Source organism: Streptomyces sp. NPDC096136 (genome assembly GCF_044763325.1).
GTDB lineage: Bacteria > Actinomycetota > Actinomycetes > Streptomycetales > Streptomycetaceae > Streptomyces.
This window is the reverse complement of sequence record NZ_JBIWFZ010000003.1, coordinates 444,332-463,525: the sequence shown is the minus strand read 5'-3', so window position 1 is coordinate 463,525 and position 19,194 is coordinate 444,332. Positions and strand designations below refer to the sequence as shown.

At 73.8% G+C, this 19,194-nt stretch carries 22 protein-coding genes; 9 read left to right on the top strand and 13 right to left on the bottom strand.

From position 1 onward, the window contains the following. Window positions 1–19: 19 nt before the first annotated feature. The gene (locus ACIRBY_RS08460; RefSeq protein ID WP_403897870.1) at window positions 20–526 is read left to right on the top strand and encodes a hypothetical protein; all 507 of its coding nucleotides are present in this window, start codon (window positions 20–22) and stop codon (window positions 524–526) included. Between the two features lie 11 nt (window positions 527–537). Here ACIRBY_RS08460 and ACIRBY_RS08455 read toward each other — a convergent pair whose 3' ends face one another. Beyond that, window positions 538–1,440, bottom strand: coding sequence for a hypothetical protein (locus ACIRBY_RS08455; protein WP_403897867.1), 903 nt, complete (start codon window positions 1,438–1,440; stop codon window positions 538–540). Window positions 1,441–1,633: 193 nt separating this feature from the next. Here ACIRBY_RS08455 and ACIRBY_RS08450 point away from each other — a divergent pair, with 193 nt between their 5' ends. The 3 genes from ACIRBY_RS08450 to ACIRBY_RS08440 all read left to right on the top strand — a co-directional run bounded on the left by ACIRBY_RS08450 (window position 1,634) and on the right by ACIRBY_RS08440 (window position 4,782). Continuing rightward, on the top strand, window positions 1,634–2,905 hold the full coding sequence (locus ACIRBY_RS08450) for a magnesium transporter MgtE N-terminal domain-containing protein (protein WP_403897864.1): 1,272 nt from the start codon (window positions 1,634–1,636) through the stop codon (window positions 2,903–2,905). Window positions 2,906–2,999: 94 nt separating this feature from the next. After that, window positions 3,000–3,578, top strand: coding sequence for a DUF1003 domain-containing protein (locus ACIRBY_RS08445; protein ID WP_403898255.1), 579 nt, complete (start codon window positions 3,000–3,002; stop codon window positions 3,576–3,578). Window positions 3,579–3,621: 43 nt separating this feature from the next. Further along, window positions 3,622–4,782, top strand: a complete 1,161-nt coding sequence (locus ACIRBY_RS08440) for an Mrp/NBP35 family ATP-binding protein (protein WP_403897861.1) — start codon at window positions 3,622–3,624, stop codon at window positions 4,780–4,782. Window positions 4,783–4,907: 125 nt separating this feature from the next. Here ACIRBY_RS08440 and ACIRBY_RS08435 read toward each other — a convergent pair whose 3' ends face one another. The 5 genes from ACIRBY_RS08435 to sigE all read right to left on the bottom strand — a co-directional run bounded on the left by ACIRBY_RS08435 (window position 4,908) and on the right by sigE (window position 9,498). Continuing rightward, window positions 4,908–5,633: a hypothetical protein gene (locus tag ACIRBY_RS08435; RefSeq protein WP_403897858.1), complete on the bottom strand. Its 726-nt coding sequence runs from the start codon at window positions 5,631–5,633 to the stop codon at window positions 4,908–4,910. A gap of 137 nt (window positions 5,634–5,770) precedes the next feature. Next, on the bottom strand, window positions 5,771–6,220 hold the full coding sequence (locus tag ACIRBY_RS08430) for a sec-independent translocase (protein ID WP_403897855.1): 450 nt from the start codon (window positions 6,218–6,220) through the stop codon (window positions 5,771–5,773). A gap of 137 nt (window positions 6,221–6,357) precedes the next feature. Continuing rightward, window positions 6,358–7,938, bottom strand: a complete 1,581-nt coding sequence (locus tag ACIRBY_RS08425) for a S1C family serine protease (protein ID WP_403897853.1) — start codon at window positions 7,936–7,938, stop codon at window positions 6,358–6,360. Window positions 7,939–8,059: 121 nt separating this feature from the next. Next, window positions 8,060–8,722 (bottom strand): zf-HC2 domain-containing protein, encoded by a 663-nt coding sequence (locus ACIRBY_RS08420; RefSeq protein ID WP_403897850.1) that lies wholly within the window; start codon window positions 8,720–8,722, stop codon window positions 8,060–8,062. Further along, window positions 8,719–9,498, bottom strand: a complete 780-nt coding sequence (sigE, locus tag ACIRBY_RS08415; protein ID WP_366452620.1) for an RNA polymerase sigma factor SigE — start codon at window positions 9,496–9,498, stop codon at window positions 8,719–8,721. Before sigE ends, ACIRBY_RS08420 begins: the two co-directional genes overlap by 4 nt. Before the next feature lie 167 nt (window positions 9,499–9,665). Here sigE and ACIRBY_RS08410 point away from each other — a divergent pair, with 167 nt between their 5' ends. Beyond that, window positions 9,666–10,328, top strand: a complete 663-nt coding sequence (locus ACIRBY_RS08410; protein ID WP_042820075.1) for an O-methyltransferase — start codon at window positions 9,666–9,668, stop codon at window positions 10,326–10,328. Window positions 10,329–10,447: 119 nt separating this feature from the next. On the opposite strand, the gene ACIRBY_RS08405 is transcribed toward ACIRBY_RS08410, so the two are convergent. Further along, the gene (locus ACIRBY_RS08405; RefSeq protein ID WP_003966491.1) at window positions 10,448–10,615 is read right to left on the bottom strand and encodes a DUF3117 domain-containing protein; all 168 of its coding nucleotides are present in this window, start codon (window positions 10,613–10,615) and stop codon (window positions 10,448–10,450) included. A 332-nt stretch (window positions 10,616–10,947) separates the two neighbouring features. On the opposite strand from ACIRBY_RS08405, the gene ACIRBY_RS08400 reads away from it, so the two are divergent. Next, window positions 10,948–11,751 carry an enoyl-CoA hydratase/isomerase family protein gene (locus tag ACIRBY_RS08400; RefSeq protein ID WP_403897846.1) on the top strand — a complete coding sequence of 268 codons (804 nt, stop codon included), beginning with the start codon at window positions 10,948–10,950 and terminating at the stop codon, window positions 11,749–11,751. A 15-nt stretch (window positions 11,752–11,766) separates the two neighbouring features. Here the strand turns inward: ACIRBY_RS08400 and ACIRBY_RS08395 are convergent, their stop codons facing one another. After that, window positions 11,767–12,348: a DNA-3-methyladenine glycosylase I gene (locus tag ACIRBY_RS08395; RefSeq protein WP_403897843.1), complete on the bottom strand. Its 582-nt coding sequence runs from the start codon at window positions 12,346–12,348 to the stop codon at window positions 11,767–11,769. Continuing rightward, the gene (locus ACIRBY_RS08390; RefSeq protein ID WP_403897840.1) at window positions 12,345–12,746 is read right to left on the bottom strand and encodes a DivIVA domain-containing protein; all 402 of its coding nucleotides are present in this window, start codon (window positions 12,744–12,746) and stop codon (window positions 12,345–12,347) included. The genes ACIRBY_RS08395 and ACIRBY_RS08390 overlap by 4 nt, the downstream gene beginning before the upstream one ends. A gap of 82 nt (window positions 12,747–12,828) precedes the next feature. Between ACIRBY_RS08390 and folP the strand changes: the two genes are divergently transcribed. Next, window positions 12,829–13,689, top strand: coding sequence for a dihydropteroate synthase (gene folP / locus ACIRBY_RS08385; protein WP_403897837.1), 861 nt, complete (start codon window positions 12,829–12,831; stop codon window positions 13,687–13,689). A 97-nt stretch (window positions 13,690–13,786) separates the two neighbouring features. On the opposite strand, the gene ACIRBY_RS08380 is transcribed toward folP, so the two are convergent. Further along, window positions 13,787–14,545: a TIGR00730 family Rossman fold protein gene (locus ACIRBY_RS08380; protein ID WP_403897834.1), complete on the bottom strand. Its 759-nt coding sequence runs from the start codon at window positions 14,543–14,545 to the stop codon at window positions 13,787–13,789. A gap of 64 nt (window positions 14,546–14,609) precedes the next feature. Continuing rightward, window positions 14,610–15,689, bottom strand: coding sequence for a succinyl-diaminopimelate desuccinylase (gene dapE, locus ACIRBY_RS08375; protein WP_403897831.1), 1,080 nt, complete (start codon window positions 15,687–15,689; stop codon window positions 14,610–14,612). Window positions 15,690–15,766: 77 nt separating this feature from the next. On the opposite strand from dapE, the gene ACIRBY_RS08370 reads away from it, so the two are divergent. Further along, window positions 15,767–16,861: a hypothetical protein gene (locus ACIRBY_RS08370; protein WP_403898252.1), complete on the top strand. Its 1,095-nt coding sequence runs from the start codon at window positions 15,767–15,769 to the stop codon at window positions 16,859–16,861. 299 nt (window positions 16,862–17,160) lie between these two features. Next, a complete protein-coding gene (locus ACIRBY_RS08365; RefSeq protein WP_403897828.1) occupies window positions 17,161–17,520 on the top strand; it encodes an ATP-binding protein in 360 nt (119 codons plus the stop codon). 89 nt (window positions 17,521–17,609) lie between these two features. On the opposite strand, the gene dapC is transcribed toward ACIRBY_RS08365, so the two are convergent. Both dapC and fdxA read right to left on the bottom strand, forming a co-directional pair. After that, entirely contained in the window at window positions 17,610–18,704 is a 1,095-nt protein-coding gene (gene dapC, locus ACIRBY_RS08360) for a succinyldiaminopimelate transaminase (protein WP_403897825.1), read from the bottom strand. Window positions 18,705–18,807: 103 nt separating this feature from the next. Further along, window positions 18,808–19,137 (bottom strand): ferredoxin, encoded by a 330-nt coding sequence (fdxA, locus tag ACIRBY_RS08355; RefSeq protein WP_030713714.1) that lies wholly within the window; start codon window positions 19,135–19,137, stop codon window positions 18,808–18,810. Between the last annotated feature and the right edge of the window lie 57 nt (window positions 19,138–19,194).

Here is a 19,194-nt window from a genome sequence, read left to right as displayed (position 1 = left end):
CAGCGCCTACGCTGTGCGCATGACTCTCAGCGCACTCGACCTGGCCCTCGTCGAGGAGGCCTCCAAGAAGTCCGGCCTGATCTGGGTCCGCGGTGCGGGCGCCGACCGGGCCCTGTGGCACGCCTGGGTGGACGGCGCCGCGCACGTGCTCGGCGACGGTCCCGGCGAGCAGCCCTTCCCCGGGCTCGCCGACGGCGCGGCCGCCGAGGTGACCGTACGCAGCAAGGACAAGGGCGGCCGGCTCGTGGCCTGGACCGCGGCGGTACGGGAGCTCGCGCCGCGCACCGGGCCGTGGGAGGCCGCCGTCGCCGAGCTCAAGGGCAAGCGGCTGAACGCGCCCGACTCGGAGGCGATGACGGAGCGCTGGGCCCGCGAGTGCCGGCTGCTGCGCCTGGAGCCGGTGTCGGTGGCCGACCGGATGCCCGAGGGCTCGCTGGCCGCGGCGCCGCTGGGCTCCCCGGCGACGACCCGCAGGCCGATCCCGGCGGGGCTGCCGAAGCTGCTGCTGAAGCGGAAGCGGAAGTAGCGGCCGGGCGCTCAGCCGCCGGTCGGGTCGGAGCCCTGGCCGGAGGAGCCGGCACCCGTGCCGCCCGTCCCGCCCGTCCCGCCCGTGCTTCCCGAGCCCCCCGTGCCTCCCGTGGTGGCGCCCTTCGACGGGGCCGGGGAGGCCTTTCCGGTACCCGTACCCGTACCCGTGCCCGTACCCGTGCCGTCCTTGGTGGTCGGCAGCTGGGAGCCGTAGTCCACGGTCTGGTCCTGCGCCGGGGCCTCCAGAGGGAAGGTTTTGCCCCACTCGGACAGCTCCACCCGGCCCGCGCCGCCCGCCCGCTCCATCAGCAGCGGGTACGGGGTCCCCTCCAGGGACACCGTCAGCTTGCCGCCCTTGCCCGCGTCGGCCGAGACCGGCACCGCCTTGGTGTGGCCGACGCTGGTGTAGCCGCCCTTGGTGAGCTTGCCCTGGAGGCCGAGGAGCCCGTCGAGCAGCACGTGCATGTCGGTGAACCCGCGGAACTGCTTGTAGGTGGGGTCGCTCTCGGGGACCTTCACGTACTTGTCGCCGAGCTTGCCGGCCGAGTCCGACTTCCCCCAGAAGGCCGCGCTCGCCTTCAGGTACAGCTGCTCGCCGACCCGCAGCACCTGGAAGGTGTCCGCCTGCGACTTCACCTGGCCGGAGCCGCCGTCCGCCTTGAGCCGCAGGTCGAGGGTGAAGGTCTTGCCCCCGCTGACCAGGGTGCCGGAGAGGCGGACCGAGCCGGCGGCGGTGGCCGCGGCCTTCGCCTGGCTCTCGATCTTCTCCGGGGTCTGCTTGCCGACCCCGTTCGTCCCCTTGTCGGGGTCCGTCTTCTCCGCGCAGCCCGTCCCGGTGACGGCGATGCCCGCGCACAGGGCACCGATGAGGGCGGCCCGGCGCAGCCGTACGGCGGAGGGGTAGGCGGTCACGTCGGTTGCCTCTCGTCGTTGGTCGGCCGGGACACCTCCCGTGAGGGCCGGGGGAGCAGCAGGCAGCGTACCCGCCTGCGGAACCGGGCCCGCCGGACCCCCGGCCGGACTGCCCCACCAGGACGCTTTCCCCCGGCAGGGGCTAGCCTGAGGCACGGCATGACTGGTGATCGACGCTCTAGGAGGCGCTCGGATGGGTGCAGGCGCCCCGCGGATCTTCGTCTCGCATCTGTCGGGTGTGCCCGTCTTCGACCCCAACGGCGACCAGGTCGGCCGGGTCCGCGACCTCGTCGCGATGCTGCGCGTCGGCGGGCGCCCGCCCCGGCTGCTGGGCCTGGTGGTCGAGGTGGTCAGCCGGCGGCGGATCTTCCTGCCGATGACCCGGGTGACGGGCGTGGAGTCCGGTCAGGTCATCACCACCGGCGTCGTCAACATGCGGCGCTTCGAGCAGCGCCCGACCGAGCGGCTGATCATCGGCGAGCTGCTGGACCGCCGGGTCACGCTGGTGGCCAGCGGCGAGGAGGTCACCGTCCTGGACGTGGCCATCCAGCAGCTGCCGGCCCGCCGTGACTGGGAGATCGACCGGATCTTCGTCCGCAAGGGCAAGGGGGGCGCGCTGCGCCGCCGCGGCGAGACGCTGACCGTGGAGTGGTCGGCGGTGACCGGCTTCTCCCTGGAGGAGGAGGGCCAGGGCGCCGAGAACCTGGTCGCCACCTTCGAGCAGATGCGCCCGGCCGACGTGGCGAACGTCCTGCACCACCTGACGCCGAAGCGGCGCGCCGAGGTGGCCAACGCCCTGGACGACGACCGGCTGGCGGACGTCCTGGAGGAGCTGCCCGAGGACGAGCAGGTGGAGATCCTCGGCAAGCTGAAGGAGGAGCGCGCCGCCGACGTCCTGGAGGCGATGGACCCGGACGACGCGGCGGACCTGCTCTCGGAGCTGCCCGAGGACGACAAGGAGCGGCTGCTGACGCTGATGCAGCCGGACGACGCGGCCGACGTGCGCCGCCTGCTGTCCTACGAGGAGAACACCGCGGGCGGTCTGATGACCACGGAGCCGATCGTGCTGCGGCCCGACGCGACCGTCGCCGACGCGCTGGCCCGCGTGCGCCAGTCGGACCTGTCGCCGGCGCTGGCGGCGCAGGTGTACGTGTGCCGGCCGCCGGACGAGACGCCGACCGGCAAGTACCTGGGGACGGTGCACTTCCAGCGGCTGCTGCGGGACCCTCCGTTCACGCTCGTGAGCTCGATCGTGGACACGGACCTGCCGCCGCTGCCCCCGGACGCCTCGCTGCCCGTCGTGACGAGCTACCTGGCCGCGTACAACATGGTCGCGGCGCCCGTCGTCGACGAGAGCGGCTCGCTGCTGGGCGCGGTGACGGTCGACGACGTCCTGGACCACCTGCTGCCCGACGACTGGCGGGAGACGGACTTCCATTCCGAGGAGGCCGTCGGTGGCCACTGAACGCGGACGCGGCGAGGCGGCGCGCGAGCGTCGGCGGGAGCGGCGCGAGCAGGCCCGCGAGGGACTGTCGGAGCGGCTGGAGGAGGCGGCGCGGCTGCGCGGCGAGCGGGCGGCGGAACGTTCCTCCGAGCGGGCGCGCGGCGGCGCGCCCTCGGGGGCCAGCGCGCTGACGCGGTCCCGGGTGCGGCTGGACCAGCCGCGCCAGGACCGGCGCAAGCTGCTGCCCGAGTACGACCCGGAGGCCTTCGGGCGGCTGTCGGAGCGGGTCGCGCGGTTCCTCGGCACGGGCCGGTTCATCGTCTGGATGACCCTGGTCATCGTGCTGTGGGTGCTGTGGAACGTCTTCGCGCCGGACCACCTGCGCTTCGACCAGTACCCGTTCATCTTCCTGACGCTGATGCTGTCCCTCCAGGCCTCGTACGCGGCCCCGCTGATCCTGCTCGCGCAGAACCGGCAGGACGACCGGGACCGGGTCACGCACGAGCAGGACCGCAAGCAGAACGAGCGGTCGATCGCGGACACCGAGTACCTGACGCGGGAGATCGCGGCACTGCGGATGGGCCTGGGCGAGGTCGCCACGCGCGACTGGATCCGCTCGGAGTTCCAGGACCTGATCAAGGAGATGGACGAGCGGCGGCTGTTCACCGGCGAAAGTGACGAAGGCGACCGCTGATCGGCTTACCGGAGCCCTGCTACCGAGCCGTACCATCGGGGGCATGGCTACCGAGACACCCTCCGCCGCCGTGCCGGAGCAGGACGCGATCCTGGACGCGCTGGCGACGGTCAACGACCCCGAGATCCACCGGCCGATCACCGAGCTCGGCATGGTCAAATCGGTGGAGATCGGCGACGGCGGCGCGGTCGCCGTCACGGTCTACCTGACGGTGTCGGGCTGCCCCATGCGGGAGACCATCACCAAGAACGTCACCGACGCGGTCGCGAAGGTCGCCGGCGTGACCTCCGTGTCCGTCTCCCTGGACGTGATGAGCGACGCGCAGCGCAAGGAGCTCGCGGCCACCCTGCGCGGCGGCACCGCCGAGCGCGAGGTGCCCTTCGCCAAGCCGGGCTCGCTGACCCGCGTGTACGCGGTCGCCTCCGGCAAGGGCGGTGTCGGCAAGTCGTCCGTCACCGTCAACCTGGCGGCGGCGATGGCGGCCGACGGCCTGAAGGTCGGCGTGGTCGACGCGGACATCTACGGCCACAGCGTGCCGCGGATGCTGGGTGTGGAGGGCAAGCCCACCCAGGTCGAGAACATGATCATGCCGCCCTCGGCGAACGGCGTGAAGGTCATCTCCATCGGCATGTTCACCCCGGGCAACGCGCCCGTGGTGTGGCGCGGTCCGATGCTGCACCGGGCGCTCCAGCAGTTCCTCGCCGACGTGTTCTGGGGCGACCTGGACGTGCTGCTGCTGGACCTCCCGCCGGGCACGGGCGACATCGCCATCTCGGTGGCCCAGCTGGTCCCGAACGCCGAGATCCTGGTCGTCACCACCCCGCAGCAGGCCGCGGCCGAGGTCGCGGAGCGGGCCGGCTCGATCGCCGTGCAGACCCACCAGAAGATCGTGGGCGTCGTCGAGAACATGTCGGGCCTGCCGTGCCCGCACTGCGACGAGATGGTGGACGTCTTCGGCACCGGCGGCGGCCAGCTCGTCGCGGACGGCCTGACGAAGACCACGGGCGCCACGGTCCCGGTGCTGGGCCAGATCCCGATCGACGTGCGCCTGCGCGAGGGCGGCGACAACGGCAAGCCGGTCGTCCTGGCGGACCCGGACTCCCCGGCGGGCGCGGCCCTGCGCACGATCGCCGGCAAGCTGGGCGGGCGCGCCCGCGGCCTCTCGGGCATGTCCCTGGGCATCACGCCGCGCAACAAGTTCTGACGCGATAGGTGTGGGCGCTCGTGCCGCAGGGCGGCACGGGTGGGCACACCGGCACCGCGGGCCGCCCGCACGGGCCGCGCAGCGTGAAGGGCACCGCCGTCCGGCGGTGCCCTTTCCCGTACCCCCTACTCGTACGACCCCAGGTCGACGATGGCCGAGAACCCCAGCCCGTACGCGCTCATCCCCCGCCCGTACGCGCCCAGGTGCACCCCGCTCCCGGTGGACCCGGCGAGGACCCACCCGAACTCCGACTCGCGGTAGTGGAACGTCGTCGGCTCCCCGTCCACGGGCAGCGACAGCGTCGACCAGTCCGGCCCCTCCAGGTCGTCGGCGAGTTCCCAGGCCGCCTCCGTCTGCTGGTCCAGCCAGTCGTCGCGCAGGGTGTGGTCCATCTGGGGCGGCCAGCTGTAGGCCAGCAGGCCCGAGCCGGCCAGCCAGGCGGCCGAGGAGACCGAGGTGGCCTCCAGCACGCCGGTGCCGTCCCCGCTGCGGCGCAGGGGGTTGCTGGCGACGGTGACCACCACCGCGAACCGCTCCTTCTCGCCGGTGGCGATCTCCCCCCGGACCGAGGGCTCGTCGCCGTGGCCGGTGGAGCCGTGCTCCACGGTGCCGTCGGCGCCGGTGCCGACCTGCATGAGCCAGCGGGGGCCGGTGAAGGCCCCGTCCAGCCCGTACCAGGGGAACTCGGCCCTCAGGTACCCCTCGGCCGTCCTGCGGGCCGCAGGGACGGGCGCGGTGGCATCAGCGGGCGGCGCCGCCTGCTCGGCCGGCTCGGGCTGCGGGGCCGTCGCGCCGGGGGCTTCGGCGGGCTGTACGCCCACCCGGCTGCTGCTCGTGCTCGTCGTCTCCATGGGCGGCCTCTCGTTCCGTGGGATCCGGAACGGCCCTCCCCCTCGCTTCGCTGGGGGGGACCCCCACCCTCGGGCGTCCAGGCTCCGGACAGATGGAGGATAGCCAGCCCGCCCGGGATCGAGGGGCAGGCTGCGGCTCAGGTGGCGTCGGCGTCGAAGGGCGTACGCGGCTCCTGGGCGGGTGCGGCGGGCTTCTTCAGCAGATCGGGACCGGTGCCGGCGGCGGGCGTGGCGGACGCCGGGGAGGCGGCGGGCGCCGAGCCCGTCTCGCGGCTGTTGACCGCGTCGGTGACCTCGTTCAGCTCCTTGCGGAGGTCGAAGCTGCTGCGCAGCTCCTGGAGGTCCTCGTTCTCGGTGAGCTGCTTGCGGATGAAGGTCTTCGGGTTCAGGTCCTCGAACTCGAAGTCCTTGAACTCGGGTCCCAGTTCGGAGCGGATGTCCTGCTTGGCGCTGTCCGAGAACGCGCGGATCTTGCGGATGAAGCCCGAGACGTCCTGGATCACCTTCGGGAGCTTGTCCGGCCCGAAGATGAGGATGGCGAGCACCACGATGGTGACCAGCTCGAGTGCGCCTATGTCGTTGAACACCTTGCCGCTCCTCGGCTCTCTCCACGTCCGGCCCGGTCAACGGTACCCGGCGTTCCCGGCCCGGCCCTACGCCGGTGCGGGCCCTTCGCCGGATTCACCCGGCCGTCGGGCCGCCCTGTCCCTGCGGCCGCCCGGCCTCAGGAGCCGCTCGCCGAGCCGAGGACGACGTCGAGCGTGGTGTCGCGGCCGTCGCGCAGCACGGTCAGGGAGAGGTGGTCGCCGGGCCGGTGGGCCCGGATCTTGATGATCAGCTCGTCGCCTCCGTGGACGCGGACCCCGTCCACCTTGGTGATCACGTCGCCGGGGCGGATCCCGGCGCGGGCACCGGGGCCGCCGGCGACCACGGCGGGCTTGCCGTCCCCGCCCTTGGCGTCGACCCGGGCTCCGTCGCCCTTGTACTCCATGTCCAAGGTGACCCCGATGACGGGGTGGGTGGCGTGGCCGGTGCGGATGAGCTCCTCCGCGACGCGCTTGCCCTGGTTGACGGGGATGGCGAAGCCGAGGCCGATGCTGCCGCTCTGGCGGGTGCGGTCGGCGTCGTCGTCGCCCTTGTCGGCGCCCCGGATGGCGCTGTTGATGCCGATGACGTGGGCGCGGGAGTCGAGGAGCGGGCCGCCGGAGTTGCCGGGGTTGATGGGGGCGTCGGTCTGGAGGGCGTCGACGTAGCTGATGTCGCTGCCGTTGCCCTTGTCGCCGCCCGCCGTGATGGGCCGGCCGGTGGCGCTGATGATGCCGGCGGTGACGGTGTTGGAGAGGTTGAAGGGCGCGCCGATGGCCACGACGGGGTCGCCGACGCGGACGTTCTCGGAGTTCCCGAGGGCCAGCGGGCGCAGGCCCCGGACGCCGGCGACCTTCACGACGGCCAGGTCGTAGCCGCTGTCGCGGCCGACCAGCTCGGCGGTGACGCTGTCGCCGGTGCTGAAGGTGACCGTTATGTCCTTGGCGTCGGCCACGACGTGGTTGTTGGTCAGGATGTGGCCCTGCTCGTCCAGGACGAAGCCGGTTCCGGTGCCGCTGCCCTCGCCCCCGCTGACGTGCAGGGTGACGACGCCGGGCAGGGCGGTGGCGGCGATGCCGGCCACGCTGTCCGGGGCCCGGCCCTTGTGGTCGGCGGCGGCCTGCGGGAGCTCCAGCCGGGTGCCGGTGCGGCGCTCGGCGAGGATGCCCAGCCAGCCGCCGACGCCGCCGGCGAGGAGGGCGATCACCAGGGCGAAGACCGCCAGCTGCCACACCGACGGCGCGGCCCGCCGCGGCGCGCCCTCGGCGTCCGCCAACTGGAGCGGCCGCGCGGCCCAGGGGTCGTACTGCGGCGCGGGGGCGGGGTCGGTCTCGCCACCGGCCCCGACGGCGTCCGGGGCGGCATCCGCGGTGGCGGCCCCGTCGGCGGCCGAGGCGGCCCCGGCGGCATCCGGGGCGGCGTCCCTGGCGACGTCCGAGGCGGCATCCCCTGCGACGTCCCCGGCGGCGGCCGAGGCGGCATCCCCTGCGACGTCCCCGGCGGCGGCCGAGGCGGCATCCCCGGTGGCATCCGGGGTGGCGTACCCGGCGGCGGGGGACGCCGGCTCCGCCGGGTCGTCCGCGGGCTGCCCCTGCGGTACGGCCGCAGCGGCTCCGCTCGGGGCGGGGGCGTCGGCGGGGGCCTCCGGGTGCGGGCGTGCCGGGTCGGCGGGCCGGCTCCACCAGGACGGGGCCGGGTCGCTCTTGGGACTGTCGGACATGTGCGCTCCCCCGCGGGCCTGGCGCGCCGCGGGGCGGCACGTGTGCCGCAGATTCAACCAGGTGCCGCACGCCCGCGCTGGCCCGGGGCGGACCCGTCGGCCCGGCCGCGGGCCGGGGCCGTCAGCGGGTGAGGGAGGCCGGCTGGGCCGATGTCGGAGGTGACGGGGAGACCGTCGGCAGCGGGGCGGACGGGCTCGGGGTGCGCACCCCGTCGCGCAGGGGCAGGCGGTCGCGGACGGCGGCGTCGGTCAGCGGCACCGAGGGTCCGGGCCGGGAGGCGGGCGCCTCGCCGCGGGCGTTCGGCTCGATCGCGTCCAGCGGGAGCGCCCCGCCCAGCGCGATCGCGGCCAGCGACACGGCCCCGGCCGCGACGAAGGCGAACCGGCGTCTGGGCCGCCCCACCTCATGGATGCGGAACCCCTCGCGCGGGGCGGCCGGCGCGGCGTACCCGAACGTGGCGAAGGGGTCGGCGCCGGGCGCGGCGGGGGTGCGCGCCGCTCCGGGACCGCCCGGGCCGCCCGGCGGCCCGGCGGGGCCCTCGGGACCGGCGCCCGGCAGCCCCTGCAGCCGGGCCAGGAGGCCGGCGGACAGCGGCGGCGGAGCGCTCTCCACGAACAGGGTCTTGAGCCGGCGCTGCGCGTCGGCCTCGGCCTTGCACTTGGCGCAGGTCGCCAGGTGCGCCAGTACCCGCTCGCGGGCGTCGTGCTTCAGCTCCCCGTCCACCAGGGCGGCGAGGCGGTCGCCCAGGTGCTGTTCGGCGGGAGACGGAACGGCTCCGCTCACTCGGTTCCGCCCTCTCCCCCGGCGCCCGGGACACCCACCGCCACACCCGCCAGGGCGCGCTGCTCCGCGCGGGCCTCGGGCGAGCGGTGCTTGAGCGCCTTGCGCAGGTGCGATCGGCCGCGGTGGATGCGGCTGCGGACGGTGCCGAGCTTCACGCCAAGGGTCGCGGCGATCTCCTCGTAGGACAGGCCCTCGATGTCGCAGAGGACCACGGCGGCGCGGAACTCGGGCGCGAGGGTGTCCAGCGCCTGCTGCACGTCGGCGTCGAAGTGGGTGTCGTGGAGCACCTGCTGGGGGGAGGGCTCACGGCTCGGCAGCCGCTCGGCGGCGTCGTCGGCGAGCGCGTCGAAGCGGATGCGCTGCTTGCGGCGGACCATGTCCAGGAACAGGTTCGTGGTGATGCGGTGCAGCCAGCCCTCGAAGGTGCCGGGCGTGTACGTGGACAGCGAGCGGAAGACGCGGACGAAGACCTCCTGCGTGAGGTCCTCGGCGTCGTGCTGGTTGCCCGTCAGGCGGTAGGCGAGGCGGTAGACCCGCGCGCTGTGCGTGCTGACGATCTCCTCCCATGAGGGAGGGGTCCACGCCTGGGAGCCCGCATCGGCGGCAAAGGTCGCGGTGGTCGCGGTGTGGGCGGAGTGGAAACGGTCAGCGGTGTAGGTCACGGATTTCGGCTCACCCGCCGACCAGAAGAGGCGTCTGAGTACGCCTCCACGATCCACAGGCGCAGCCGCACCTCCCCTGTCGGCTCTGGTGGTGTCCAGTGGAGCCCCTACCATAGCCACCCCTCCCGTCAGCTCCGGATAAGCATTTTTGCAGTAACTTTGCCCGGGACTCGGGTTCCGCGCCGCCGATCTGCCCGCCGGCGTCCCCTCTATCCCGCCTCTCACCCTCCCAACGCCCGGTCCCATCTGCGGGTTCCCGACGTCAGCGGATACAGTCACCGTTGCGCCAACTATGGGGACAGGAGAGGGTCATTACCGGCAACCGGCAGACGAGCTGGGCGTTCGCCGACGCGTTTGTCGCCGAGGACGACGCTCTGCGATGGGCCCGCGACCGGTCCAGGGAAGCGGGCCTGCGCTCCGTCTCCCCCGGCACCGGGGCCGCGCTGCGTCTGCTCGCCGCCACCGCGGACGCGAAGGCCGTCGCCGAGATCGGCACGGGCACCGGGGTCTCGGGCATCCACCTGCTGCACGGGATGCGTCCCGACGGCGTGCTGACCACGGTGGACCCGGAACCGGACCGGCAGGCCTTCGCCCGGCAGGCGTTCCGCGCGGCGGGCTTCGCGGGCAACCGGGCGCGGTTCATCCCCGGGCGGGCCCTGGACGTCCTGCCGCGGCTCGCCGACGGCGGCTACGACCTCGTGTTCTGCGACGGGGACCCGACCGAGTCCCTCGACTACCTCGCGGAATCGTTGCGCCTGCTGCGGCCCGGCGGGCTGGTGTGCTTCGAGGGGGTATTCGCCGACGGGCGCACCGTAGACTCCGCCGCGCAGCCGGTGGAGGTGCTGCGGGTGCGGGAGCTGCTGCGCAGCGTGCGGGAGAGCCCGGCACTGGAGTCCGCACTGCTGCCCGTGGGCGACGGCCTGCTCTGCGCCGTCCGGCGGTAGGCCCGGCCCGGCGGCGCCGGCAGCGGGTCCGGCCCGGCGGCGCCGGGGGGCCGCCGGGCAAACAACACCGCCCCCGCCGCAGGTGCGGCAGGGGCGGTGCAGAGATCAGTGGCCGAGGCTCAGCCGACGACCTTCTTCAGGGCGTCACCCAGGGCGTCCGCCTCGTCCGGCGTCAGCTCGACGACAAGCCGACCGCCGCCTTCGAGCGGTACGCGCATGACGATGCCTCGCCCCTCCTTGGTGACCTCGAGCGGGCCGTCGCCCGTCCGCGGCTTCATGGCCGCCATGCTCGTTCCCCTTCCTGAAACCAGCTCATCGTCAGCCGACGGCCCCGTTCAGGCGCCTAATACCCGGCATCGAACACATTGCTTCCCAGCCATTATCCCGCATGTCAGGACCCGATGACCAACATCGGCAGGGAACGCTTGCGCAACGCGCTCTCTCAAAACCACTCATTTCGGGGATCCGCCTGCGATACTTCGCCGCCGCTCCCCGGGGATGGCCTCCGCCGCGTTTGACGCACATCACATGCCCGGCGGTGGTCGCGTCCGCCATGCTGACCCTTGGACCGGCCGGTACCGGCCGGTAGCCACACCCGCGACGAAGGGGGACCCCCACCATGGCCGACAGCGTGCTCTACGAAGTGACCGACGGACTCGCGAAGGTCACGATCAACCGGCCCGACGCGATGAACGCCATGAACACGGAGGCCAAGGTCGCCCTGCGCGACGCGGTGCGGGCGGCGGCCGGGGACCCGGCCGTGCGGGCGGTCCTGCTGACCGCCTCCGGCACCCGGGCCTTCTGCGTGGGCCAGGACCTCAAGGAGCACATCGGGAACCTGGCGGCCGACCGCGAGACCGGCTCGAAGCTCACCATGAACACCGTCTCCGAGCACTACAACCCGATCGTGCGGGCCCTCACGGAGATGCCCAAGCCCGTGGTGGCCGGGGTCAACGGCGTCGCGGCCGGGGCGGGCTTCGGCTTCGCGCTGGCGGCGGACTTCCGCGTGGTCTCCGAGACCGCCTCGTTCAACACCTCGTTCGCCGGGGTGGCGCTGACCGCCGACTCCGGCGTCTCCTGGACGCTCCCCCGCCTGATCGGCGCCTCGCGCGCCTCCGACCTGCTGCTGTTCCCCCGCTCCATCACGGCGCAGGAGGCCCGTGACCTGGGCATCGTGAACCGCCTGGTGCCGGCGGAGGAGCTGCACGCCGAGGCCGAGGCGGTGGCCCGGACCCTCGCCGCCGGTCCGACGGTGGCCTACGCCGCGATCAAGGAGTCCCTGGCGTACGGGGCCTCCCGCTCCCTCTCCGAGGCCCTGGAGCGCGAGGACGTCCTCCAGACCCGGGCCGGCGCCTCGGAGGACCACTCCATCGCCGTCCAGGCCTTCCTCGCCAAGCAGCCGCCGAAGTACCTGGGCCGCTGAACGTTCACGGAAGGTTCACGTCCCGCGGGACACGCAGCCCGCGAGGTGGTCGTCAACCAGGCCGCACGCCTGCATCAGGGCGTAGGCCGTGGTGGGCCCGACGAAGCGGATGTCCCGCTTCTTGAGGGCCTTGGCCAGGGCCGTGGACTCGGGGGTGACCGCCGGCACGTCGCCGGTGCTCCTCGGGGCCCGGCCCTTGCGCTTCGGGGCGTGGGACCAGATCAGGGCGTCCAGCTCCCCGGGCTCCCACCCGGCCAGCACCTTCGCGTTGGCCAGGGTGGCCTCGATCTTGGCCCGGTTGCGGATGATCCCCTCGTCCGCGAGGAGCCGCTCGGCGTCGGCCGGGCCGAACTCCGCGACCGACGCGATCCTGAAGCCGGAGAAGGCCTTCCGGAACCCCTCGCGCCGGCGCAGGATCGTCAGCCAGGACAGCCCCGACTGGAAGGCCTCCAGGCACAGCCGCTCGTACAGCGCGTCGTCGCCGTGGACCGGCTTGCCCCATTCGGTGTCGTGGTAGGCGACGTAGTCCTCGGTGGCCAGCCCCCACGGACAGCGCAGGGCGCCGTCCGGTCCGGCCAGCGGCCCGCCGCCGCTCACCGCTCGTCCTTCGTGAGGTCGACGGCGGGGGCGGGCCGGTCGGCCGGAGCCCCGGACCGGCCCTCGGAGCGGTCCCGGGGCTGCGCCGGCCCGGCGGCCGGGGCCGCCGCGGCGGCGTGCGCCGCCGTCAGCTCCGCGATCCGCGCGTCCCGCTCGGCGAGCTCCGCCGCGAGCCGGTCCAGTACGTCGTCCACCTCGGCCATCCGGTAGCCGCGCGGTCCGACCGGCAGCCGCAGCGCCTCGACGTCCTCCCGTACCACCGGACGGGTCTCGGGCAGGGCGTCGGCCACCCGGTCGGGCTCGGCCTCGGGCAGGACGGCCTCCGCGCCTCCGCCGACCACCGCGAGGGTGACCGCGGCCACGACCACGACCAGCGCGATCAGCAAGAACCAGAACACGATCAACTCCCCTGAGAGACTCCGGCCACCAGGTTAAGGTCGCAGGCGAGGCGCGAGGGTCGCCGAAGGAGGAAAGAGCGGGATGCTGCGACTGGGCAGGCGCGAGTTCGACACCCACGAGCCGGTGATCATGGCCATCGTGAACCGGACCCCTGACTCCTTCTACGACCAGGGCGCCACCTTCCGCGACCAGCCCGCGCTGGACCGGGTGGAGCGGGCCGTGGCCGAGGGCGCGGCGATCATCGACATCGGCGGGGTGAAGGCGGGGCCCGGCGAGCACGTGGACGCTGCGGAGGAGGCCCGGCGGACGGTCGGCTTCGTGGCGGAGGTGCGCCGCCGCCACCCGGACGTCGTGATCAGCGTGGACACCTGGCGGCACGAGGTCGGCGAGGCCGTCTGCGAGGCCGGGGCGGACCTGCTGAACGACGCCTGGGGCGGGGTGGACCCGAAGCTGGCGGAGGTCGCGGCCCGCTACGGGGCGGGCATCGTCTGCACCCACGCGGGCGGGGTCGAGCCGCGGACCCGGCCGCACCGGACCGCGTACGAGGACGTGATGGAGGACATCCTGCGCGTCACGGTCGGGCTCGCGGAGCGGGCGGAGGCCCTGGGCGTGCCGCGGGAGTCGATCATGATCGACCCGGGCCACGACTTCGGGAAGAACACCCGGCACTCACTGGAAGCCACCCGCCGCCTGGCGGAGATGACCGGAACCGGTTGGCCGGTACTGGTCTCGCTGTCCAACAAGGACTTCGTCGGCGAGACCCTCGACAAGCCGGTCAAGGAGCGGCTGCTCGGCACCCTGGCGACCACCGCCGTCTCGGCCTGGCTCGGCGCGCAGGTCTACCGGGTCCACGAGGTCGCGGAGACCAGGCAGGTCCTGGACATGGTCCGCTCGATCCAGGGCCACCGCCCGCCGGCCGTCGCCCGCCGCGGCCTGGCCTGAGCCGCCGCCCCCGCGCCGGGGGCGGGCCACCCCGTCCCCGGCGGTCGGCCGCCGGGCGGCGGTGTGGTCCCTGCGCGCCGGGGCGCCTACCCCGCGGCTACTTGCCGACTTCCTTCGTCACCAGGGCGATCGCCTCGTCCACGTCGTCCGTGAGGTGGAAGAGGTAGAGGTCCTTCTCCGAGGCCTTGCCCTGGGCGATGACCGTGTTGCGCAGCCAGTCGACGAGCCCGCCCCAGTACTCCGTGCCGAAGAGCACGATGGGGAACCGGGTGATCTTCTGCGTCTGCACCAGGGTCAGCGCCTCGAACATCTCGTCCAGGGTGCCGAACCCGCCCGGCAGCACCACGAACCCCTGGCTGTACTTCACGAACATCGTCTTGCGGACGAAGAAGTACCGGAAGTTCAGCCCGAGGTCCACGTGCTGGTTGAGCCCCTGTTCGAAGGGGAGCTCGATGCCGAGGCCGACCGAGACGCCGTTCGCCTCGCGGGCGCCCTTGTTGGCCGCCTCCATCGCACCCGGTCCGCCGCCGGTGATGACGGCGAAGCCGGCCTCGACGAGCGCGCTGCCGATCCGTACGCCGGCCTCGTACTCCGGCGAGTCCACCGCGGTGCGCGCCGAGCCGAACACGCTGATCGCCGGCGGCAGCTCGGCGAGCGTGCCGAAGCCCTCGATGAACTCCGACTGGATGCGCAGGACCCGCCAGGGGTCGGTGTGCACCCACTCGGAGGGGCCGGCCGAGTCCAGCAGCCGCTGGTCCGTCGTGCTGCCCGCCTGCACCTGGCCCCGCCTGCGCAGCACCGGCCCGAGCTGCTGCTCCTCGGGGCGCCGCCGTCCGTTTCCTTCGGAGTTGCCCATGATGTGCTCCCTCCTGCTGATCGTTGGATCAGGTTAGGCGCACAAAAGTGACGGGAGGGGGAATTTACGAGGTCAGCCAGGCGCGGAGTCGCTCCTCGCAGTGCAGGATCGCCTTGGTCTCGACCCGCTCGTCGACCTTGTGCGCGAGCAGCGCGTCGCCCGGACCGTAGTTGACGGCCGGGACGCCGAGCGCGCTGAAGCGGGAGACGTCCGTCCAGCCGAACTTGGGCATGGCCTGGCCGCCGACCGCTTCCATGAACGCCGCGGCCGCCGGGTGGGACAGGCCGGGGAGGGCGCCGGGCGAGGAGTCGTCGACCACGAACTCGTCGACGCCGCAGTCGGCGAAGACCTCCCGGACGTGGGCGAGCGCGTCGGCCTCGCTGCGGTCGGGGGCGTAGCGGAAGTTGACCGTGACCGTGCAGGCGTCCGGGATCACGTTGTTGGCGACGCCGCCCTCGACGCGGACGGCGTTGAGGCCCTCGTGGTACTCCAGGCCGTCGATGACCGGCTTGCGGGGCTCGTAGGCCGCCAGCTTCGCGAGGATCGGGCTCGCGGCGTGGATGGCGTTGGAGCCCATCCAGCTGCGGGCCGAGTGGGCGCGCTCGCCTCGGGTGCGCAGCAGGACGCGCAGGGTGCCCTGGCAGCCGCCCTCGACCTCGGCGTTGGAGGGCTCCAGCAGCACGGCGAAGTCGCCGGCCAGCCAGTCGGGGTGGGCCGCGGCGACCTTGCCGAGTCCGTTCAGGTCGGCGGCGACCTCCTCCTGGTCGTAGAAGACGAAGGTGAGGTCGCGGTTCGGCTCGGGCACGGTCGCGGCGATCCGCAGCTGTACGGCGACCCCGGACTTCATGTCCGTCGTGCCGCAGCCCCACAGGACGTCGTTCTCGTCCAGGCGGGACGGGACGTTGTCGGCGATCGGCACGGTGTCGAGGTGGCCGGCGAGTACGACGCGCTCGGCGCGGCCGAGGTCCGTACGGGCGACGACGTTGTTGCCGTGGCGGTCGACGGTGAGGTGCGGAAGGCGGCGCAGGGCGTCTTCCACGAGGTCGGCGAGCACCTTCTCGTCGCCGCTCTCGGAGGGGATGTCGACGAGGCGGGCGGTCAGCCCGGCAGCGTCGAGGGTGAGGTCGAGCTCGGATTCGGACATGAACCGACCCTAACGCCCCGGGATGGGCGGGTACCGGGAGCGTCCGGTCGGTGGACGCGTTATCGGCCTCAAGTACGGTGGGCCGCGTGTCCGAGACCGATCGCCCCCGTCCCCGCCGCCGCGGGCCGCTCCGCGCGGCCGTGGGTCTGGCCGTCCTGCTCGCGGTGATCGGGTACGTCTTGGTGCACCACTATTCCAACGGCGGGGCCGGCGCCCCGCACTGCACGGTCACGGCGAAGGGCGCGGGCGGCGGCTCCGGAGGGGCCGTGCAGACGTACGAGATGAGCCCCGAGCAGGCGTCGAACGCCGCGACCATAGCCGCCGTCGGCATCTCCAAGGGCCTCCCGGACCGGGCCCTGACGATCGCTCTGGCGACGGCGATGCAGGAGTCGGGGCTGCGCAACCTCGACCACGGCGACCGGGATTCGCTGGGCCTGTTCCAGCAGCGGCCCTCGCAGGGCTGGGGCACCCCGGAGCAGATCATGGACCCGGTGTACTCGGCGGGGATCTTCTACGACCGGCTCGTCGAGGTGAAGGGCTACACCCGGCTGCCGCTGACGGTGGCCGCGCAGCGGGTGCAGCTCAGCGGGTTCCCGCAGGCGTACGCCAAGCACGAGCCGGACGCGACGGTGGTGACGGCCGCCTTCGGCGAGGGCGAGACCCAGGCCACCCTGGCCTGCGTGGGACCGGCGCCGCTGAAGGGCGACCCGGAGAAGGTGCGCACGGAGCTGGGGCGGGCGTTCGGCAAGGAGGCCCTGTCCACCGGCCGGCCGGCGGTGCACGCCGTCCCGAAGGCCGGCGGGAAGACCGGCTCGGGGGCCGCGCCGAGCGCCGGCCCCGCGCCGAGCGCCGCGGCCGCCCCGGCGGCGAGCCCCGCCGCGGACGCCCCGGCCGCCGTCCCGGAGGCCGAGGTGGACCTGTGGCTGAAGGACGGCGGCGGCGGTCCGGGCGAGGCCCGGCGCGGCCGGGCGATGGCCCACTGGGCGGTGGCCCGCTCGAAGGAGCTGGGCATCTCCCGGGTCTCGTACGACGGTTCCGCCTGGGTGGCGGGCCAGAACCGGGGCGAGTGGAAGCGCGGGGCGGCCGGCGGCACGAAGGGCGGCTCGGCCCCCGACCCGTACGACGCCCCCCCGGGCCAGCTGCGGATCTTCCTGGCCCGCAGCGCCCGCTGAGCCGTCCCCGCGGGCCCCACCGCCCCGGCGAGGGGGCGCGCGGGTGTGCCGGGCGCCGTCCCGCCGACGGGACGGGGACCGCTCGCGCGTGCGGACCGTCACCCGGGAGGGGATGGCCCGGCGTCCGGGCGGGCGGGGCCCGGGAGGACAGAAGCCCTGGTGGGCACCGGTCCGATGGGCTTGTCACGGAAGCCGATTAAACGATGCGTTACCGATCCTTTACCCGGCGGGTCCGCAACTCGGCGCACCCCGGGAGCGGTTGTACACGGCGTACTCAGCCGCTACCGCTTAGGAGCATCATGTCCCTCCCCCTGACCCGCCGGATCGCCCGCGCCGCGCTTCTCCTCGCAGCCGGTACCGCTCCCGTGGTCGGTGCGGCCGGCGCGGCCAGCGCCGCGGGCCTGGAGTCCGTGCCGCAGCTGGGCACGCTCGCCGCCCCGGACAGTGCCGACGCCACCGCCGCCACCGGGGCCGCCACCGGCGCGGCCGCCGACGTCGCGGGCACCGCCACCAAGGCCGTCCCGGCCGCCGCCCCCGCCGCCGACGTGGCCGGCGGCGCGGGCCGGATGCTGGGCGGCCTGCCGGTGTCGCAGCTGCCGGTGGGCCACGACCTGCCGGTCGGCGCGCTGCCGCTGGGCTCCCTGCCGCTGCAGGGCTGAGCCCGCCGCGGACGCAGCGCCGAGGGGCCGGGAGCGCACAGCTCCCGGCCCCTCGGGGCGTTCACCGGCCGGGCGGCCCCCCGGACCGCTCAGCCCAGGCGCTTGACCGCGGCCGCGACCCGCTCGTCGGTGGCGGTGAAGGCGACGCGGACGAACGTCGCGCCGGCCTCGCCGTAGAAGTCGCCCGGCGCGACCAGGATGCCGAGGGAGGCGAGGTGGGCGACGGTGTCCCAGCAGGGCTCGTCGCGGGTCACCCACAGGTAGAGGCTGGCCTCGCTGTGCTCGACGCGGAAGCCGTGCGCCTCCAGGGCCGTGCGCAGCGCCTCGCGGCGGGCGGCGTAGCGGTCGCGCTGCTCGGCGACGTGCGCGTCGTCACCGAGGGCGGCGACGACGGCGGCCTGGACGGGGGCCGGGGTCATCATGCCGCCGTGCTTGCGGATCTCCAGCAGCTCCGCGAGGACGGCCTCGTCGCCGGCGATGAAGGCGGCGCGGTAGCCGGCGAGGTTGGAGCGCTTGGAGAGGGAGTGGACGGCGACCAGGCCCTCGTAGGAGCCGCCGCAGACGTCGTCGTGCAGGACGGAGACCGGCTCGGCCTCCCAGCCGAGCTCCAGGTAGCACTCGTCGCTGAAGACGAGGATCCCGTGCTCGCGCGCCCAGGCGACGATCCGGACCAGCTCCTCCTTGCCGAGCACCTTTCCGGTGGGGTTCGACGGGGAGTTGAGCCACAGCAGCTTCAGGCCGGCCGGGTCGAGCTCGGTAGGGTCGTCGTAGACGACGGCCTCGGCGCCGCACAGGCGCGCGCCGACCTCGTAGGTCGGGTAGGCGAGGCGGGGGTAGGCGACCTTGTCGCCGGCGCCCAGGCCGAGCTGGGTCGGCAGCCAGGCGACGAGCTCCTTGGAGCCGACCACGGGCAGCACGTTGCGGTGTCCGGCGGCGCTCGCGCCGAGGCGGCCGCGCAGCCAGCCGGTGATCGCGTCGCGCAGCGCGGGCGTGCCCCACACCGTCGGGTAGCCCGGGGAGTCGGCGGCGGCGATCAGGGCGTCCTGGATCAGCCGGGGCACCGGGTCGACGGGCGTGCCGACGGACAGGTCGACGATGCCGTCCTCGTGGGCCGCCGCCGTCTTCTTGTACGGCTCCAGCTTGTCCCAGGGGAACGTGGGAAGACGGTCGGAAACTGCGGCCACGGTGCTCTGCTCTCTCTCAGGGACGGAAAGGTGCGGGAAAACGGCTCGGTCCCGCGCGGCAGGAGTGCCGTACGGGACCGAGAGGCGCGTCTGCCGTGAACGGTCAGTGCTCGCCGTTGATGCCGGCGGGCAGCGCGGCGATGAAGGGGTGGTCGCGCTCGATCAGACCGAGCTTGGAGGCACCACCGGGCGAGCCGAGCTCGTCGAAGAACTCGACGTTCGCCTTGTAGTAGTCCTTCCACTCCTCCGGGGTGTCATCCTCGTAGAAGATGGCCTCGACCGGGCACACCGGCTCACACGCGCCGCAGTCGACGCACTCGTCCGGGTGGATGTACAAGGACCGCTGGCCCTCGTAGATGCAGTCGACGGGGCACTCTTCGATGCATGCCTTGTCCTTGACGTCGACACAAGGCTCCGCGATGACGTAGGTCACGCTCTCGTTCCTCCTCGGTAGGGCTGTCCATTCGCGCGGGAGCGCGGCGTCGTCGAT

What these genes read in the sequence shown, in the direction of transcription:
- ACIRBY_RS08460 (WP_403897870.1), top strand. Translation starts at nt 20, where the DNA reads ATGACTCTCAGCGCACTCGACCTGGCCCTCGTCGAGGAGGCCTCCAAG.
- ACIRBY_RS08450 (WP_403897864.1), top strand. Translation starts at nt 1,634, where the DNA reads ATGGGTGCAGGCGCCCCGCGGATCTTCGTCTCGCATCTGTCGGGTGTG.
- ACIRBY_RS08440 (WP_403897861.1), top strand. Translation starts at nt 3,622, where the DNA reads ATGGCTACCGAGACACCCTCCGCCGCCGTGCCGGAGCAGGACGCGATC.
- ACIRBY_RS08435 (WP_403897858.1), bottom strand. Translation starts at nt 5,633, where the DNA reads ATGGAGACGACGAGCACGAGCAGCAGCCGGGTGGGCGTACAGCCCGCC.
- ACIRBY_RS08425 (WP_403897853.1), bottom strand. Translation starts at nt 7,938, where the DNA reads ATGTCCGACAGTCCCAAGAGCGACCCGGCCCCGTCCTGGTGGAGCCGG.
- sigE (WP_366452620.1), bottom strand. Translation starts at nt 9,498, where the DNA reads ATGGTAGGGGCTCCACTGGACACCACCAGAGCCGACAGGGGAGGTGCG.
- ACIRBY_RS08405 (WP_003966491.1), bottom strand. Translation starts at nt 10,615, where the DNA reads ATGGCGGCCATGAAGCCGCGGACGGGCGACGGCCCGCTCGAGGTCACC.
- ACIRBY_RS08400 (WP_403897846.1), top strand. Translation starts at nt 10,948, where the DNA reads ATGGCCGACAGCGTGCTCTACGAAGTGACCGACGGACTCGCGAAGGTC.
- folP (WP_403897837.1), top strand. Translation starts at nt 12,829, where the DNA reads ATGCTGCGACTGGGCAGGCGCGAGTTCGACACCCACGAGCCGGTGATC.
- ACIRBY_RS08380 (WP_403897834.1), bottom strand. Translation starts at nt 14,545, where the DNA reads ATGGGCAACTCCGAAGGAAACGGACGGCGGCGCCCCGAGGAGCAGCAG.
- dapE (WP_403897831.1), bottom strand. Translation starts at nt 15,689, where the DNA reads ATGTCCGAATCCGAGCTCGACCTCACCCTCGACGCTGCCGGGCTGACC.
- ACIRBY_RS08365 (WP_403897828.1), top strand. Translation starts at nt 17,161, where the DNA reads ATGTCCCTCCCCCTGACCCGCCGGATCGCCCGCGCCGCGCTTCTCCTC.